The organism is Acetobacter malorum (genome assembly GCF_001580615.1).
Taxonomy (GTDB): Bacteria; Pseudomonadota; Alphaproteobacteria; order Acetobacterales; family Acetobacteraceae; genus Acetobacter; species Acetobacter malorum.
Genome location: NZ_LHZC01000056.1, coordinates 245,444 through 263,100, shown reverse-complemented (window position 1 = coordinate 263,100; position 17,657 = coordinate 245,444). Strand labels below are relative to the sequence as shown.

The window sequence follows — 17,657 nt, the reverse complement described above, 5'->3', positions numbered from 1 at the left end:
TGGTTCAGGCTTGATAATAATTTGACTGTTCAGTCAGTTTCATAACGTTTTCAGCCCCGTGCATCTGCAGCAGAACATTGCAGAATGCGTCCTTTGAAGGAAAACGCGTGTCCATGTCGCTTCCTTTTATCCGTACCTGTTCTGTAACGCTTCTTGCGGGTACAGCACTGGCCAGTGTGGCTGCTCACGCGGCACCTTCAAGCCATACGTCTCATGCGTCTTCTTCTGCGTCCTCCGGCAGCAGGCCAGCATCGGCGGCTCCCGGCAAGACGGCAGTTTCGGCTGCACCCGCTGTGAAAAATCCTCCGCACGACACGACGGCGGCCGGTCGGGTCGAGGAAGTCAGCGTTTCCGGGTCCGGACGCAGTGCACGGACGCGTTCTCCCGGCGGTGGCCTGATGCGGGTTGAAACGGCGGCGAAGGCCGTTCAGAGTGTCACGCGCGATTTTATTGCCAAGCAGATGCCTTCCGCGAACGTCCAGCAGCTTATCGCGATGTTGCCGAGCGTGAACGTTTCGCAGCAGGATGCGGCAGGGCTGTATTCCGGGCAGGTCAATGTGCGGGGGTTTGACCAGAGCGAAGTAGGCTGGACGCTTGATGGTGCACCACTGAATGATATTGGCGGCGGCCAGTTTTATGCGAACGAGGTTCTGGAATCCGAAGATCTGGAGAATATCTCCCTTCAGCCGGGGTCTGTCGATATCCACAGTCCCGTGGTGAATGCGTCCGCTGGCCTGACCAGCATGACCATGACAAATCCGACGACGAAGGCGGGCGGACTGCTGGATGCGTCCTTCGGGTCCTTTGATACGTTCCGCGAATTCCTGCGCCTGAATTCCGGCTATATCGGCAATAGCGGCATCCGTGCCATGTTCGCGTTCAGCCACACGAAGGGCAATCAGTGGCGTGGGCCGGGGCAGGCCGAGAAGTTCCATTATGATTTCAAGGCCGTCAAAGACTTCAAAAATGGAAGTCATACGGGTCTGACAGTGTCCTATAATGACCAGATTAATGATTCCTATCTCAATCCGAGCCTGCCGAACTATCTGAAGTCCGGCTACAGCAACAACTATGCGGCGGACTATACCGGCGTGAGTTCAGGGGCTAATTATTACCGGCTGCATGTCAATCCTTTCCGCAACGTGGTTGCGGTGCTTCCCACCCATATCGTGGTTTCTCCAAAGATCACGATCGATGACTCTCTCTATTTCTGGCATGGTATTGGGAACGGAACGGGCGCCGGGCTGGTGAATGCCTCGACCGGTCTTGGTAATCAGTCTGTTGCGCTGGATCTGAATGGTGCCAGCCGCGCCCTTGCTCTGACCCCGTCCAATCAGGAACAGTTTCGGACCGGTAATACGCTTTCCCTGCATTACAAGCCGGACCGTCACCATGACCTTTCGATCGGCTGGTGGTACGAATATTCCAACGAGCTTCAGTTCTCTCCCTATGGGCGGGTGAATCAGGAGACTGGAGAGCCGGCCAATATCTGGGGGACGAGCAGTATTCTCCAGACGACGTCGGGACAGGATTATAACGTCCGCAACTTCCTGACCCTGACGCAGGTGAACATGCTGTTCATTGGCGATGAGATGAAATATTTCAATGATCGGCTGAAGATCACGCTGGGTTTCAAAGAAGCGATGGTGACGCGCCGGACCTACAACTACACGCCCGGCACGACCTATAACCGGAACCTGCACAGTGCAGAGCCGCTGCCGCAGGTTGGACTGTCCTGGAACTTTGATCGCAAGAACCAGATTTTTGTTTCTGGCAGCACCAATTTCAAGATGCCGTCCAATACGTCTCTTGTGGATTATTATGGCACCGGGAAGACCCAGACGCAGCGCGGTGGGGCCAGCAATCCCGAGTATACGATCGAGGAAGAACTGGGATACCGTTACAACGGCGATGTCATTATCGGATCAGTGTCCTTCTTCAACTACAATCTGTCGAACCGCCAGCAGTCCCTCAATTATTACCTGGGCGGGACGGCGAACGGGGCATCTTACAGCCAGACCGTCAATGCCGGTGGCCAGACGACCCGGGGTGTTGATGTCCAGCTCGGCACGCGTCCGATCTGGCATCATTTGCGTCCCTACGTCACGTTTGAATATCTGCACTCGACCATCGACAACAATATCGCGGCGACCACGACCAACGGGACCAGTGACTTTCTGCGGACCAAGGGTAAGACGGCCATTCGGTCTCCGCATGAGATGGCAGGGATCGGCATTGATTATGACGATGGCAGCTTCTGGTTTTCCGGGCAGATCAAGTATGTGGGCAAGCAGTACGCCACTTTCATGAACGACAACGCCATTCCCCAGTACATCACGAACAATATCGGCATGGGATACCGTTTCCACAACGTAGGTTTCATGAAATCGCCGCAGATCCAGCTGAACATGCAGAACCTGACGGGTGCTAAGTTCCGTAGTGGCGTCTACGGTTTCACCACGAATGCACATGCGACGAAAGGTGTTTTCGGCGGTACGATAGCCGGCTCTGCCCCGAGTTATTATCTCCAGGTGCCGTTCAGTGCGATGGTGACACTCTCGACCGGCTTTTAAAATCCAAGGAACCCTTCCGGCACAATTCATTGATTGTGTTGGGAGGGTCCTTTGATTGTCCATTGTTTACCCGACGAGGTGTGTAAAAGGGGCGCGTGCTGTGAGGCGATTGGGTATGGCGCCCTGGACATGAATTTCGGTGATCTTATCGATCGGAAACGGGTGCGTTCAGGCGCTGACCAAAAACTGATGCAATAAATTTTTCTCTCGACATGGCTTCGGCGATGACATCTCGTGATGTCCTAATCTTCAGAGATCTGGGCCAGAAGCGTTCGCAGGACAGGAGTATCACTGATACCATGTCCCGCCATGCTTGCGGCTGTGCCATTGGCCTTCTCCCGTGACTTTGATCTCTGTGCTGTCGATTAGAAAATGTACAAGCCTACTCGCGCCGCGATAGGGAATGTCAATCGTCAGAGATCTGTGTCGCTTTAGCGCCGCGTGACGGGAACACCAGTTTATTTTCCGGTAGCGGGTAGCGTAATCATCCCCTCGGGCTAGCAGAGCCGATTTATTCGTGAAACTGCTCAATAAATCCACGGGTCCATTGCAGCTTTCTCTGGTTGTGTCTCCCCCCGCAACCAAACAATCCTGCACTAAAATATTCTAAGAACGCCGCGGTTCGGATGGAACGCGGTTTTTTTGTTGGTTGATGAACTTCAATAAAATCAAGAATATAGTTTTGCGGGTTCAAATTGGGGGCATGGCTTCCTGCAAGCTGACATGATTATCTTAAAACTCTGCCCCAGAGTTGTGAATAGTCCCTACTTTTCTAGATGCTTTGAGTATTCAAAATCTACTGTTCTTCGAATTGTATGAGTGACAGCATTCCGTTCCTGACATGCTTGTGCACCGGATTATAGAACATTTCGATGTGGTCAAATATCTAGTTCAACGGCTTTCTTGGCGTGTTTTTGTAGGTTCGGTGTTGGCTGCGTTCCGCTGGAGCAATAAGAAGAAACTCTCTGCCACAGCATCGTCGTGGCAATTGCCGCGACGGCTCATTGGGTGTTGCAAATGGTGAGCCAGTAGGAAGGCAGTCCAGCCGCCTTCATGCACAGTGGAGGCAAGGAAAGCTGATTCTTCATGTCGCCACAGGTGATGGAGGGCTCATGTTACCGCTGAGACGTGGAATACGGTTCCATGCATCAAGGGCCGCAATCTTGTAGGCTTCCGCCAATGTCGGGTAATTAAAAGTTGCATCGATAAAGTAATCGAATTTTCCTTCAAAATTAAGCACAGCCTGACCGATATGGATTAGTTCCGTGGCACTTTCACCGACTATATGGACCCCTAACAGTTTGTGGTTTTCAAGAGAAATCACCAATTTCAGCATTCCCGAATGCATACCCGCGATATGCCCGCGTGATGTCTCGCGAAAGCGTGCAATTCCACATTCGTACGGTATAGATTTTTCCTTTGCCTGTTCTTCAGTCATGCCGACTGTCGAAATTTCAGGCACGGAATATATTCCATAAGGGAAGAATTCAGGAGCCGGCGGCACGGGCTGGCCAAAGGCGTGACATGCTGCGATACGCCCCTGTTCCAGCGATGTAGAAGCAAGGGAGGGAAAACCGATGACATCGCCCGTGGCATAGATATGCGTGACACCTGTCTGAAATGTCTTTGGGTCTACCTGCAACCGGCCGCGACTGTCGGCCTGCAGGCCGCATGCATCAAGCCCTAGCTGGTCTGTAGCTCCGGAACGTCCGCCAGTATAAAGCAGAATATCAGAACGGATATGCCCGCCATCGGCCAGAATTGCTACGGGTTTACCATCCGTAATCGTGATTGAATCCAGCCGGGTGCCTAACCTGAAGCGCATGCCGCGATCACATAACTGGTGCATGAAGTCGGCAATGATGCCCCGGTCCACAAAATCAAGAATACTGTCATGGGCTTCGACAACGCTTACCTGCACATCCAGCGCACTGAATATTGTCGCGTATTCAATACCGATCACTCCCCCGCCAATTACCGTCAGGGAACGTGGCAGGCGAGCAAGGCTGGTCATTTCATCGCTATCCAGCACGACCTTGCCGTCAAAGGGCACGTTGGCCGGACGGTGGGGGCGGGTGCCGACTGCAATAATGATCCTGTCACCCGAGACAGTCCGGGCAACCCTATTGTCCATGATGATTGTAATATGGTGCGGATCCACGAACCGTGCTGTGCCATGCGCAACCGTTATGCCATTGCGGGCGAAATGGTGGTCCAGCATATCGACTTCATAATCCAGAGTCTTACGCAGGCGACTATTCAGGTCGGCTATGGTTATGTCCTTGCAGGCACGATAAGCCCGGCCATAGAAAGCCTGCTCCCGCCAGCCTGTCAGGTTGAGGACTGTCTCCCGCAGGGTTTTGGACGGAATGGTGCCGGTATGCACACAGACCCCGCCAACTCTGGCATTTTTCTCGATAATGAGTACGGATCGTCCCAGTTTGGCAGCCTGAACCGCAGCCCGCCGGCCTGAAGGGCCGCTGCCGATCACGACCATATCATAATCATATGTATCGACCATGTCCGTTTCCCCCAGACCGGGCTGTTCCAGCCCATGTTGCGTCTATAGGCTAACGCACAGAGTGTATGCCGGATTGCTCCAGCTATGATGGGGATTGACGGGAAATTCCTTCAGCCCTTTTCGAAAGGTCGACATATTTTTGCTGATGGCGGTGATGCTGGTGACAAACTGCGATCCGAGTTCGCTTATTTATAAGAGTCCTTTTGAAAATTCACGAATGATCATATCGGCGTAGCAGAAGGCTACCCACGGTAATGTGGATTATGGCCTCTGCTACATCGACACGTTGTTCATAATCCATGGGACGTGTCACGGTTTAGTCCCGGATCATGAGTTATCTGTTAAGCGGCCTGCGCTCGGGCCGGGCGTTGCGTCTTCCTCGGGAGCGTGCACGTAAGCGAGGCCTCTCTTGTGTCGAAGACGCATTATGATCAGTGATCGCCCGGCAGGCGTTGCGGAGAGGGGCGTGCCGGGCCATTGGGAAGGGGACCTTAATCAGCATGGCGCGGGCATATTGAATACGGTTGATTATGCGCTGAACATGCGGGACCGCAAGACTGGGGTTGGAGAACTCCAGCAAAAGAAATCGATCAACTCCTTAAGCAACATGTCATCAATGGTGTCGCGACGACCGATTGAATCCGAACTGACCAGCCCTGATCGGAATGATGGGCCTCTTTCCCTTCAGACAGCAAAAACATATTACTCACAGCCTCATTCTCCCCGAATGCCTGTGAAATACAGCACAACACTCAGTTCAGTGAATTAAGAGATCCTGAACCTAAATGCCCAGATCTTTCTTCCGGGCATAGTGTGGTCAAGTTCAGAACGCGATATTTACGGCAGTACTAAGAACAACTGCGTCTTTGAAGACCGTTGTTCCGCCGACATGATTAACGTACTGGAAATCAGGCTTGATGGTGAAGCCTTCCATGACATGGAAGCCGTAATAGGCTTCGTAAATGGCTTCATGCCCCTGAATACCGTAGGGAAGCCCGTAATTGCCGCCGGGAAGAGGGAGCTTCCCCGCTGCGGCGGCTTCCTGAGATAAGATGGCGGAGCGACTAAATTTAGACCACAGAAATGCGATACCAACACTGTCCAGAGGCCGCTTCCATAACGCGCCAGTGTCCATCAGGACCGTTGTAAAACTATGGCTGATCTGGGATGTCTTACCGGAACCCCATCCAAAATATCCCCCCCAAATGAGACCGTTCATTTCACCGGGGCCGTGTCGCACAAGCATCTGGTCAGCCAGTACCCAAACAGAGGTTTGTCCGCTTTGTTTGCGGGCGGGCAGACCGGTAAGAACCCATGGCGCGCCATGAATATCTTCATAAAGATCATTGTATCGGGAATTATCGTACATAATTCCGACCTTATAATGCCCGATCAGATGATGGGGGCCGAATTGCGGAATCCACCCTGCCTCGAAGTGTGTAGCCAACTTTCCTAGATTATCCTGCCCCCATGACCAGCCGGAGATCCCACCATTATAAGCGTGCGGGGAAACGGCAAAGAGGCCGCCCATCAGATAGAACTGCCGGGTGGGCATCACACGCAGGATCGTGCCGATATTGCCTGATGGCCAGCCACGACCGCCTGTCATGAATTTAGTCGGAGATTCTCCGCCGCAGAGCCACACATTCATGAAGTTGCAAACCCATGGCGAGTTCTGGAAAAATGCGCCAGGTGGAATCCAGCCCACAGCCAGATCAATTTTGCGTTGCAGCCAGGCTTTTTCAAAATAAGACCAGACTAAATGCGCGACCACATTGCCGCGAGCGCCGTAAATCTGCTGGACCTGGTTGCTGTTATCTCCATACAAGCGGCTAAGGTTGGTGCCATGTCCGTTGACGACGAGCATGTGCAGCCAGAAATCGTTGGACCAGGAGCTTGCGTGCAGCAGTTTCTGCCAATCCACATCCAGTGTGGAGCCTACTTGCCCGGCAGCGCTGTAGGCTTGCCGTTTACCTCCTGAGACATTCCCTGCAATGTCTTCGTACACATTCAGTGCAAAATAAAGCCCGCGCTTTTGCAGCCATGGCTGAATTCCTCCCCAGTCTCCGAGCAGGTGCGTGGTTCCGTAGGGAGGCCCAAATGAGGGCGCCCCGTAAGAGGCCTGCAAGAAGCTAGGAATTTCCTGATAGAGCGGGACTGTCGGCTGGGTTTCCGCAAAGGGCGTGGGGTTGGAGACAAAAGGCACCTTTGGCGTTGGCGCTCTGTTTCCGATAACGCGCTGAAGCCATGAGGGGGTTTCTGTTTTTTTGGTTGTCTGAGATTCGGCTGGAGGGTTGCCATCTTGCTTTGAAATCGAGGAACGGGAAGCCGACTTTTCCGTAGAGGCCGGCGCATCCTGTGCCATAGCGGGAGGGGAGAGGCCTTGTTGCCAGCCAATCAGGCAGATAACCGCAAGCAGGTAGACCGCATAAACAGAGCGCATGGTGCCATAGGCATGTCTGGCTTTGTTGGTCTTGATATCCAGTTCTGAGACAATGCGCATAATATTGTTCCTCGGGAATGATTTTGATCACATCTGTGCAGAAAATAATCCTGCGGTGATCAAAGCATTCGACGTATTTGTTTTTATTTTTGTATTTGGAACAGTCTGAGGCCCCATCGTAAAAAGAGCCGGGGTAATTTCGCACTTTTATTAAGAATATGTGTCAGGTCCTACATATATTTCTCCTTTATTGTTTCCTGTCTCTGGTCGCGGATTATGGCCTGAGAGCAAGAAAATGTTTCCTCAGGATAAGGCTTCCCAAGAATGTTATAACAAGTGCGGGGGCGGCAAGAAGGAGAAAAGATGTCAGATCAGGCAGATCCTCAATCAATTGTCCGAGAACACGTGGACCTGCGACACCGCCCGTAAGAGCAGCGCATACCAGAGTAGGCCTGCTTTCTTATTTTTCGCTAATGATAACGAACCAGAAATGAAGATCGGGGTAAGACTTAGGACATTCGGTTGGCACCTTGGCGTAAGCTGCCTGCGGTCCCATGTGAAGGGGAACTGAATAAAAGGACGGCTCCCATGATTCCGCTTTCAATTCTCGATCTGGCGTTCATCAATGAGGGCAGTTCTGCTGCAGATGCACTGCATCGCAGCGCGGATCTTGCTGTGCATGCTGAAATGTTGGGGTTTCGTCGCTTCTGGCTGGCTGAGCATCATGCGATGCCGGGTATCGCTTCGGCTGCAACGGCAGTTGCTATCGGGTATGTCGCGGGAGCGACGAAAACCATTCGGGTGGGGGCAGGTGGTATCATGCTACCCAATCACGCACCACTTGCCGTCGCTGAAGCGTTCGGGACACTGGAATCCCTTTACCCCGGACGGATTGATCTTGGATTGGGGCGTGCACCGGGCTCTGATCAGGCGACCATGCGGGCGCTGAGGCGCGATGCCGGCTCTGCCGATCGCTTCCCGCAGGATGTCGCGGAACTCCTGCACTATTTTGAGGACATACAGCCCGGGCAGAAGGTCTTTGCGGTGCCGGGAGCCGGGCTGGATGTGCCTGTCTGGCTACTGGGGTCTTCCCTGTTTTCAGCGCATCTGGCAGCGATCATGGGTGTACCGTTTGCATTTGCCAGTCATTTTGCACCGGATTTGATGGAAGATGCCTTAACACTTTATCGAGACCGTTTTGAACCTTCAGAACGTCTTCAAAAGCCTTATGCCATGCTGGCCGTCAATGCGATTATCGGAGAAACGCTCGCTGAGGCGCAGCATGCAGCAACGTCACTGGAACAGCATTTTGTTGCGTTGCGCCGGGGGCGTCCAACGCAGTTTCCAGCACCTCGGTCTGTCTCCTGGAACGAACCGGAACAGGCTCTTATCGAGCGGACCCTGCGCTATACGTTTGTAGGAACTGCTGATACCGTAGCAACGCGCATTTCATCCTTTATAGACCAGCACCGCCCTGATGAGCTCATGATTGGCACGCCACTCTTCTCTCAGCAGGCAAGGCGGGCAACACTTACCGGGATTGCACAGCGTCTGATGGATCGTCAGTCAGTAGAAATTTCCTGATTTCACTTCTGTATACTCGGGTGGCAGTTCTGACTGGTCTGTGCCGACATCATGCCGCCACCTCTTGCCGATGGCCGCCTTTACTCCTGTCCGAATAGCTCAAAGCCTTGGCCAGATCAGAATGAAACATCTCAAAATCCATAGTTCGAAATATGAGCATGTATCGTTGTGTCGAGTAATTGGATATTGATCGACTGCAAATATATTGGGAGTTCATGAATGCGGCGGGAAGAGCTGGTCGACCTCAACGCGTTTCTCATCGTGGCGGAAGAGCAGAGCTTTACCAGGGCTGCGGCGCGGATGGGGACATCTCAATCGACCCTGAGTTATACCATCCGCCGCTTGGAAACACGCCTTGGCGTCAGGCTTCTGACCCGGACCACGCGGCGTGTTTCTCCAACGGAGGCCGGAGAACGCCTTTTGCGCACTCTTGCGCCAGCCCTCGATAGTATCGCAGGTGAAATTGAACAGCTTGGGCAGTTACGAGACCGGCCTGCTGGCACAATCCGTATCACCACATCTGAGCATGCTGCCAACCGGTTACTGTGGCCGGTGCTGGAAAAGCTGCTTCCTGAGTATCCTGATGTGCATGTCGAACTGGCTGTTCAGGCAGGCCTCACAGATATCGTCGCTGAGCGTTTTGACGCCGGTGTGCGGCTGGGAGAGTCGATTGCAAAAGACATGGTCGCGGTAAGGATCGGCCCCGACCTGCGGATGGCGGTTGTCGGGGCACCATCCTATCTGGCGGGAAAGAAGAAGCCCAAAACACCGCAGGATCTGGCGCACCACCAGTGCATCAACATGCGGATGGAGACATCTGGCCGCATTTACGCGTGGGAGCTGGAAAAGGGAAAACGGGAACTTCATGTCCGGGTTGAGGGCCAGTTGGTCTTCAACAACATCCCGATGATCCTGCAGGCAGCTATGGCGGGCTTTGGTCTGGCCTGTGTTCTGGAAGATCAGGTGACGGGTCATATTGCGGACGGGCGACTGGTCCGGGTGCTGGAAGACTGGTGCCCCCCATTTTCCGGCTACCATCTCTATTATCCCAGTCGCCGACAGTCCTCCGCCGCTTTCCGATTGCTGGTCGATGCGTTGCGTTATCGTCAGTGATGGACTTTTGAGAGACGCCCCCTCGCCCTAAGGGGGGCATGGGGCATCTGTCTTACGCGGCCGCTGTGTCCGGTGTGAGTGTCGCCATGTCGATCACGAACCGGTAGTGAACGTCCGAGCGTTCCAGTCGATCAAAAGCCGCGTTGATCTGGTCCATGCGGATCATCTCACAATCAGGCAGGATGTTTTTACGGCCACAGAAATCAAGCATTTCCTGCGTCTGGGCAATGCCTCCAATGGGAGACCCCGCAATACGGCGACGACCTATGATCAGGGGAACGGTGCTGGGTTCATTCAGCGGCCCAATCTGACCGACGAGCACCAGTGTACCATCAACGTCCAGCAGAGGCATATAAGAGTTGAGGTCATGCTTGACCGGAACGGTATCGATGATCAGATCGAAGCTGGAAGCCGCCTTCGCCATGGCAGTGTCGTCGGTCGAGACCAGAAGCCGGTCCGCACCAAGAGCCAGGGCGTCTTTCGCCTTGGCGTTTGAGCGGCTGAGAACCGTGACCTCTGCGCCCATGCCAGAGGCGAGTTTGACAGCCATGTGCCCGAGGCCGCCAAGCCCGATAACACCGACGCGGCTGCCCGGTCCTATGTTCCAGGTGCGTAAAGGCGAGTAGGTGGTGATGCCAGCGCAGAGAAGGGGAGCTGCCCGGGACAGGTCCAGTGTTTCCGGAACCTTCAGGGCGAACTCTTCCCGCACGACGAGATGTTTGGAATAGCCGCCATAGGTGCGCTCGCCCGTAATACGATCCTTGTCGTTGTAGGTTGGCGTATTACCCTCACGGCAAAGCTGTTCCTCGCCCTTGCGGCACTGATCGCAGGTCTGGCAACTGTCGACCATGCAGCCGACGGCCACAGCGTCACCCACTTTATAGCGTGTGACGGCCTTTCCTGTTGCGGTCACACGGCCGACAATTTCGTGGCCGGGGACCATGGGGTACTGCGAGCATCCCCAGTCATTCCGCGCCTGATGCAGGTCTGAATGACAAACACCGCAATACAGGATGTCCATGGCAATGTCGTTGTCTCGCAACTCACGGCGTTCAAAACTGAACGGTGCGAGAGGGGCATCACATGAGGTTGCTGCAAAACCATAGGTTTTCATCAGTTTTCTCCGTTCTCTTCAGGATTTTTCGGGTTCAGGCGACAACGCGTCCTTCAACCGGGTAGGCCGGGTCAGTATAACCGGGAGTGGACGCATGCCCCGGATGAACCAGATTATTAATGAACGCTTCATCTTCCGCTGTCAGTGTAGCATTCAGAGCATCCATGTAACTATCCCAGTGCGCTTCTGTACGAGGGCCAGCAATGGTTGCGCTGATGAGGCGGTTTTTCAAGACCCAGGCGAGGGCAAAGGCGATTGAGGAAATACCTTTTTCTTTGGCCCGTTCTGCCACTTTCTGCGCGATAATCAGAGATTCAGCGCGCAGTTCGGTCTGCTGAATACGGGCATCTCCGCGTCCTGCCCGTGAGTCTTCTGGCAAATTGTCGAGGGACGCATATTTGCCCGTCAGGACGCCGCGGGCCAGTGGGCTGTAGGGCACAACCCCAAGCCTATACTGACCGGCAGCAGGCAATTGCTCGACTTCGGCAGAGCGGTCCACCAGATTGTAGAGGGGCTGGCTCACGGTAGGGCGCTGAATGCCGAGATGGTCTGCCAGCCTGACAACTTCGGCAATCCGCCAGCCATGAAAGTTGGAGACACCGTAATAACGGATCTTGCCCTGACAGATCAGGTCACCAATGGCCCGCAGTCCTTCCTCCGGTGTCACGCCGGGGAGGGCGCGATGGAAATACAGGATATCAACGTAATCCGTGCCAAGGCGTTTGAGGCTTCCTTCAAGCGTGTGCATGATCCATTTACGGGATTGCCCCTGCTGATTGGCACCACTCCCATAGCCAAATTTGGTGGCAATGACCCAGGCATCCCGGTTGCCCTGTACGCTGGTGCCAACTACCTCTTCAGATTTTCCACCATTATAAACATCGGCAGTATCCAGAAAATTGATGCCCTATGAGGCAGCTTTGTCGATAATCCGCTTTGCCGTCTGGGTATCGGTCTCACCACCGAACATCATGGCCCCGAGGCAAAGAGGAGAAACTTTGAGCGCGCTCTGTCCGAGATAACGGTAGTCCATGGGGATATCCTTGCTCTGCATCGTGTTGAAGAAAGTTTTTTAAGAGTGCTCAGGATTTGGCTTCATCGAACACGCCGCGTGCGATCGTTAAAGCTGTCGAGGCTGTTGGCCAGCCTGAATAAAAGGCCAGATGCGTGATGACCTCGATGATTTCTTCACGGGTTACGCCGTTTTCAAGAGCTTTGCGGATATGGAAGCCGAGTTCGTTGGTTCTGTAGAGCGAGATCAGGCTGGAAACCGTTACCAGGCTTCGATCGCGCGGTGAGAGTTTGGGGCGCTCCCACACATCCCCGAAAAGAACCTTGTCGGAATATTCGGCCAGGGCCGGAGCAATATCGCCAAATGCCTTGCGTGCGGCGGAAGGAGTATCAGACATGGAAAATTTCCTGTTCAAAACAGCGTAGGTTACTGGGCCGAATATCCGCCATCGACCGAAAGAGCGTGCCCAAGCACCAGACTGGCGTCAGAACTGCAGAGCCAAAGTACAGCCGCAGCAATTTCTTCGGGCTTACCAAGACGGCCAATGGGCTGAGCTTTGACGAGTTCGGCCTTGACGGTCGCATCCCCTCCCGTGAGCCAGTCCAGCATGGGGGTCTCAATCACACCGGGGCATACCGCGTTGATGCGTATCCCCTTAGTCGCGCATTCGAGAGCGGCAGATTTCGTCAGACCGATAATGCCGTGCTTGGAGGCGATATAAGCAGGCAGTCCTGCCACGCCGTTCAGGCCACCAATGGAGGACGCGTTGACGATTGCGCCGCTCCCCTGAGAGAGCATCTGTTTCAGTTCATGCTTCATGCAGTACCAGGTGCCACGCAGGTTGACCGACATGACGCGGTCCCATTCTGCGTCTGGCAGATCTGCTGTGTCGTGGTGCTGGCTGATAACTCCGGCATTGTTGAAGGCACAGTCCAGACGTCCAAAAGTCTCGACAGTCCGCGCCATCATGGTTTCAACATCTGCTTCCGCGGCTACATTACACCTGACGGCAAGAGCTCTGGCTCCTTCCCAGCTTAAAGCTTTGGCTGCCGTAACAACGCTTTCCTCATTGATATCCGCGAGAACAACGCTGGCGCCGGCTCGGGCAAATGCCTGAGCGGCGGCGAGGCCCATTCCGGCACCGGCACCCGTTACCAACGCAACCTTGCCTTCAAATTTTCTGCTCATCAGAACGGCCTTCTGCTTCTCACTCTATCAGCAGAGGACGGTAAGTGATGAAATAGCTATTGATTAGGGTGTATAAAGAGCATGAAGTTATATCGGCTGTTCATAAATATATCACCAACTGGAACCGCTTCCCCCCGAGATCAATGGCCGAATGCCTGACCGCAATCAGGACATCCGGGGCAGATGAGCCAGATGTTTGTCGAGCGTGACAGGATAATCACGGATGCGCACAGCTGTTGCGTTGTAAACGGCATTTGCAATCGCTGCGGCTACGCCACATAGCCCTAGTTCCCCCACACCTTTTGCTTTCATGGGCGAAGAGAGGGGATCGACTTCATCAAGAAAAATCGCCTCCTGATGAGGAATGTCGGCATGAACAGGGACCTCGTAACCCGCCAGATCGTGATTGACGAAGAAACCGCGCCCGGTATCGACCGCCAGTTCCTCCATGAGGGCTGCACCGGCTCCCATGGTCATGGCACCGATAACCTGATTTCGGGCGGTTTTGGGGTTCAGGATGCGGCCTGCGGAGCAGACGGCCAGCATCCGGCGGATACGAACTTCCCCGGTAAATCCATTGACGCCGACCTCGACGAAGTGGCTCGCAAAGGTGGACTGCTGATATCGTTTGTCCACGTCCGCATATTCAATGGCATCTTCGGCAACCAGTTCACCTTCATGCGCAGCCTGCCCAAGGGGGAAAATACTGTTGCCGGCATGGATATTTCCGCCGGAGAACTGCGCTTCGGCTGGCGGTAGTCCCATCTTCTCCGCAACGCTTTCTCGCAATTTGACGCATGCGGCATACACACCTGCAGCCGAATTGTTGGCTCCCCACTGGCCTCCGGACCCTGCGGACACCGGAAAATCTGAATCACCCAGAATGACCCGGACCTGATCGATGGAAACTCCCATCATTTCGGCGGCCGTCTGGGCAAGGATGGTATAGGTGCCGGTGCCAATATCGGTCATGTCGGTTTCGACCGTCACGATCCCCTGTGAATCAAGACGCACGCGTGCTGCCGATTTCGTCAGGAGATTGTTCCGGAAACCTGCCGCGACGCCCATGCCGATCAGCCATTCTCCCTCCCGCACGGATGCGGGGCGGGCTTTTCGATGGCTCCAGCCAAATTTTTCGGCTCCATGCTCCAGACACTCAACGAGATGACGCTGTGAAAACGGGCGTCCCGGCTTTTCGGGGTCGACCTGCGTGTCATTCAGAATTCGGAAGCGCACGGGGTCCATACGCAGGCGTTCAGCCATCTCGTCCATGGCGATTTCCAGCGCCATCAGGCCTGATGCTTCGCCAGGCGCGCGCATCGCATTGCCTTCCGGCAGATCAAGAACAGCCAGCCGCATCGCGGTCAGTCGATTAGGACCCGCATACAGTAGCTTTGTCTGATCTATAGCGGCTTCCGGACGCCCATGAGGGAGATTGCCCGACGTGCTCTCATGGGCAATGGCCATGATCCTGCCGTCACGGTCCGTACCGATCCGAATGCGTTGGATTGTAGCAGACCGGTGCGTTGTATTGTTCATGATGAAAGGGCGGGTGAGGGCAACTTTGACAGGCCGACCTGCTGCTTTTGCGCCGAGAGCTGCCAGCACGGCGTCAGATCGCAAGAACAGCTTCCCGCCAAAACCACCGCCAATATAGGGGGAATCAACCCGGACGTTGTCCTCGGACAGGCCAAGCGTAGTTGCGATATCACGCCGGTTCCAGGCGATCATCTGGTTTGACGTCCAGAGCGTCAGTTTTTCGCCTTCCCATGCGGCAAGTGTTGCATGGGGCTCCATCATGGCATGCGTCTGATCCGGTGTAGTGTACGTCTCATCAAGGCGCGTTGCAGAGGCAGAAAATGCCTTTTCAAAGTCTCCAACACGATCCGCGCGAGATCCGTCGGCTGCCGGAACAGACCGGGCGCCATGCTGGGCCTGTTTCAGATCGAACTGACTCTCATCATGGCCGTAATCCGTTTCGATCTGAACCGCCGCCGCCCGTGCCTGTTCGAAAGTTTCCGCCACCACAATCGCAGTGGCCTGATGGTAATGGGATATTTCGGGGCCACCGAAGAGCTTTGCCGTATTTCTGGGACCGTTTTTCAGGGCTGGCATATCAAGCGTTGTGACGATTGCCAGAACGCCGGGAGCGGCCTTCGCACGGGCCACATCCATGCGGGTGACCCTGCCTTTGGCGACAGCGCTTCCGATAATATAGCCGTAAGCCTGATGAGGGACGACGTCATGCCGTTCATAGGCATACGGTGCGGTGCCTGTTGTTTTGAAACGTCCGTCGATGCGGTCCAGAGGGTGGCCAACGACATGTAATTGATCAATGGGGTTTTGGCCTGCGGCCCTATCGAACTTCATGATGCCTTGGCCTCCTGAATAACGGCCGCCAGAGTGCGCTCCACCAGCGGCACCTTGAACGCATTTGCCGGCGTGGGGGAGGCATCAGCCAGAAGCCTTGCGGCAACAGCCTCGGACCCCTTCGGCATTTCTGACTCCGCAGCCTCGATACGCCATGGTTTCGGCGCGATGCCGCCGACCGCAACCCGGCCTGTACCATCTTTTTGAAGGATGGCTGCCACCGAGACGAGGGCAAAGGCATAGGAAGCCCGGTCTCGAACCTTACGATAGAAATGATGGCCGCCCACTGGGGGCGGGAGGGTGAGGGACGTAATCAGTTCGTCACTGTGCAGAGATGTTTCGATATGCGGCGTTTTTCCCGGAAGTCGATGAAAATCGGCAATGGAAATATGACGGGATTGCCCGCGGACATTTATAGTTTCAACAGTGGCATCAAGAAGACGCATGGCCACAGCCATGTCACTGGGGTGCGTCGCAATACAGGCTTCGCTCGTCCCGATGATGCCTAGCTGCCGGCTGACGCCCCCGATGGCCGCACATCCCGCTCCGGGCTGGCGTTTGTTACAGGGCTGGTTCGGGTCATAAAAATACGGGCACCGCGTGCGTTGTAGCAGATTGCCTGATGTTGTTGCCTTGTTCCGGAGCTGCCCTGAGGCACCTGCGAGAAGGGCACGACTTAAGACCCCGTAATGGCGGCGAACGCGCATATCTGCGGCAAGATCCGTATTGCGGACAAGCGCACCGATGCGGAGCCCGCCGTCTGGGGTGTCATCAATGGTATCCAGACCAATCCGGCCGATATCAATCAGATGGTCCGGCGTTTCGATCTGAAGTTTCATCAGATCAAGGAGGTTCGTTCCTCCGGCAATGATCCGCGCTCCCGGTGTCCGGGCAAGGGCGGTGACTGCTTCATGGGGTGTCCGGGCACGCTCATAAGTAAACGCTTTCATGGTTGCGCTCCCGCGACTTCAGCCATGGCTTCAGCGATGTTAGAATACGCACCACAGCGGCAGATATTGCCACTCATCCGCTCCCGCATTTCCAGACCGCTATGCTCCATTGGTGCGAGCAGATCCTTCGTTACATGGCTGGGAATGCCACTTCTGATTTCATCAAGAACCGCAACGGCGGAGCATATCTGGCCGGGTGTGCAGTATCCGCACTGATACCCATCATGCTGAATGAACGCGGCCTGCATCGGATGCAGATGGTCCGGATCTCCCAAACCCTCGATCGTCGTAATTCGGTCTCCTTCATGCATGACCGCAAGGCTAAGGCAGGAATTGATGCGTCGACCGTCCACAATGACCGTGCAGGCCCCGCATTGCCCATGGTCGCACCCCTTTTTGGTACCGGCCAGAAGCAGGTGCTCGCGTAGGGCATCCAGTAGCGTGGTTCTTGGATCCAGATGGAGGGTGTGAGTGCGTCCATTGACTTCGAATGTGACGTCCAGGCTCTGTGTGGGGCTTTCCTCCGTGCGGGCATTTGCCGGTGAGGGATCAGGAAAGACGCCAATCGCCGCGCTGCCAGCCAGCACCGCACGACGGGAGAAAATCAGTGTCATACTGGGAGGCATGGTGAACGTCCTTGCTAATGAGTGCGACTTCAGCTCATGGCACGGGCGGGGACGACGCGCGTAGGGGACCCTGAGGCTCTGGTAGTAACGCCGTCAGCAAGGTGGAGTTCTATGTCGATTAATCGTTGATTTCGTATGACGTTATAGGCTGAATTCATTATTC

13 protein-coding genes and 3 pseudogenes are annotated in these 17,657 nt (G+C 54.8%); 4 read left to right on the top strand and 12 right to left on the bottom strand.

Annotated elements, in window-relative coordinates; genetic code table 11:
- Nucleotides 1–113 precede the first annotated feature (113 nt).
- Nucleotides 114–2,573, top strand: a complete 2,460-nt coding sequence (locus AD930_RS15310; protein WP_061506924.1) for a TonB-dependent receptor — start codon at nt 114–116, stop codon at nt 2,571–2,573.
- Nucleotides 2,574–2,876: 303 nt separating this feature from the next.
- Here the strand turns inward: AD930_RS15310 and AD930_RS18400 are convergent.
- The 3 genes and pseudogenes from AD930_RS18400 to sthA form a co-directional block, all read right to left on the bottom strand.
- Nucleotides 2,877–2,984, bottom strand: a pseudogene (locus tag AD930_RS18400) (IS5/IS1182 family transposase); the annotation flags it as partial.
- Nucleotides 2,985–3,369: 385 nt separating this feature from the next.
- Nucleotides 3,370–3,617, bottom strand: a pseudogene (locus tag AD930_RS18395) (IS3 family transposase); the annotation flags it as partial.
- A gap of 40 nt (nt 3,618–3,657) precedes the next feature.
- Nucleotides 3,658–5,094, bottom strand: coding sequence for a Si-specific NAD(P)(+) transhydrogenase (gene sthA, locus AD930_RS15305; RefSeq protein ID WP_061506923.1), 1,437 nt, complete (start codon nt 5,092–5,094; stop codon nt 3,658–3,660).
- Between the two features lie 350 nt (nt 5,095–5,444).
- On the opposite strand from sthA, the pseudogene AD930_RS18390 reads away from it, so the two are divergent.
- Nucleotides 5,445–5,587 (top strand): annotated as a pseudogene (locus tag AD930_RS18390) (IS30 family transposase); the annotation flags it as partial.
- A 330-nt stretch (nt 5,588–5,917) separates the two neighbouring features.
- Here the strand turns inward: AD930_RS18390 and AD930_RS15300 are convergent.
- Entirely contained in the window at nt 5,918–7,597 is a 1,680-nt protein-coding gene (locus AD930_RS15300) for a carbohydrate porin (protein ID WP_244150627.1), read from the bottom strand.
- A gap of 528 nt (nt 7,598–8,125) precedes the next feature.
- Here AD930_RS15300 and AD930_RS15290 point away from each other — a divergent pair.
- Together AD930_RS15290 and AD930_RS15285 are read left to right on the top strand one after the other, a co-directional pair.
- Nucleotides 8,126–9,121, top strand: coding sequence for an LLM class flavin-dependent oxidoreductase (locus AD930_RS15290; protein ID WP_061506921.1), 996 nt, complete (start codon nt 8,126–8,128; stop codon nt 9,119–9,121).
- 219 nt (nt 9,122–9,340) lie between these two features.
- Nucleotides 9,341–10,234: a LysR family transcriptional regulator gene (locus AD930_RS15285; protein ID WP_061506920.1), complete on the top strand. Its 894-nt coding sequence runs from the start codon at nt 9,341–9,343 to the stop codon at nt 10,232–10,234.
- Nucleotides 10,235–10,286: 52 nt separating this feature from the next.
- On the opposite strand, the gene AD930_RS15280 is transcribed toward AD930_RS15285, so the two are convergent.
- From AD930_RS15280 to paoA, 8 genes are all read right to left on the bottom strand, one after another.
- The gene (locus tag AD930_RS15280) at nt 10,287–11,351 is read right to left on the bottom strand and encodes an NAD(P)-dependent alcohol dehydrogenase (protein ID WP_456303510.1); all 1,065 of its coding nucleotides are present in this window, start codon (nt 11,349–11,351) and stop codon (nt 10,287–10,289) included.
- A 31-nt stretch (nt 11,352–11,382) separates the two neighbouring features.
- Nucleotides 11,383–12,243, bottom strand: a complete 861-nt coding sequence (locus AD930_RS15275) for an aldo/keto reductase (RefSeq protein ID WP_244150632.1) — start codon at nt 12,241–12,243, stop codon at nt 11,383–11,385.
- A 12-nt stretch (nt 12,244–12,255) separates the two neighbouring features.
- Nucleotides 12,256–12,381, bottom strand: coding sequence for a hypothetical protein (locus AD930_RS18455; protein ID WP_264820965.1), 126 nt, complete (start codon nt 12,379–12,381; stop codon nt 12,256–12,258).
- Between the two features lie 49 nt (nt 12,382–12,430).
- Nucleotides 12,431–12,757, bottom strand: a complete 327-nt coding sequence (locus AD930_RS15270; protein WP_061506918.1) for a carboxymuconolactone decarboxylase family protein — start codon at nt 12,755–12,757, stop codon at nt 12,431–12,433.
- A gap of 29 nt (nt 12,758–12,786) precedes the next feature.
- A complete protein-coding gene (locus tag AD930_RS15265) occupies nt 12,787–13,548 on the bottom strand; it encodes a glucose 1-dehydrogenase (RefSeq protein ID WP_061506917.1) in 762 nt (253 codons plus the stop codon).
- 165 nt (nt 13,549–13,713) lie between these two features.
- The gene (gene paoC, locus AD930_RS15260) at nt 13,714–15,918 is read right to left on the bottom strand and encodes an aldehyde oxidoreductase molybdenum-binding subunit PaoC (RefSeq protein ID WP_061506916.1); all 2,205 of its coding nucleotides are present in this window, start codon (nt 15,916–15,918) and stop codon (nt 13,714–13,716) included.
- Complete coding sequence (locus AD930_RS15255) at nt 15,915–16,868, bottom strand: FAD binding domain-containing protein (RefSeq protein WP_061506915.1); 954 nt, start codon at nt 16,866–16,868, stop codon at nt 15,915–15,917. Before AD930_RS15255 ends, paoC begins: the two co-directional genes overlap by 4 nt.
- A complete protein-coding gene (paoA, locus tag AD930_RS15250) occupies nt 16,865–17,494 on the bottom strand; it encodes an aldehyde dehydrogenase iron-sulfur subunit PaoA (RefSeq protein WP_061506914.1) in 630 nt (209 codons plus the stop codon). Before paoA ends, AD930_RS15255 begins: the two co-directional genes overlap by 4 nt.
- Nucleotides 17,495–17,657 lie beyond the last annotated feature (163 nt).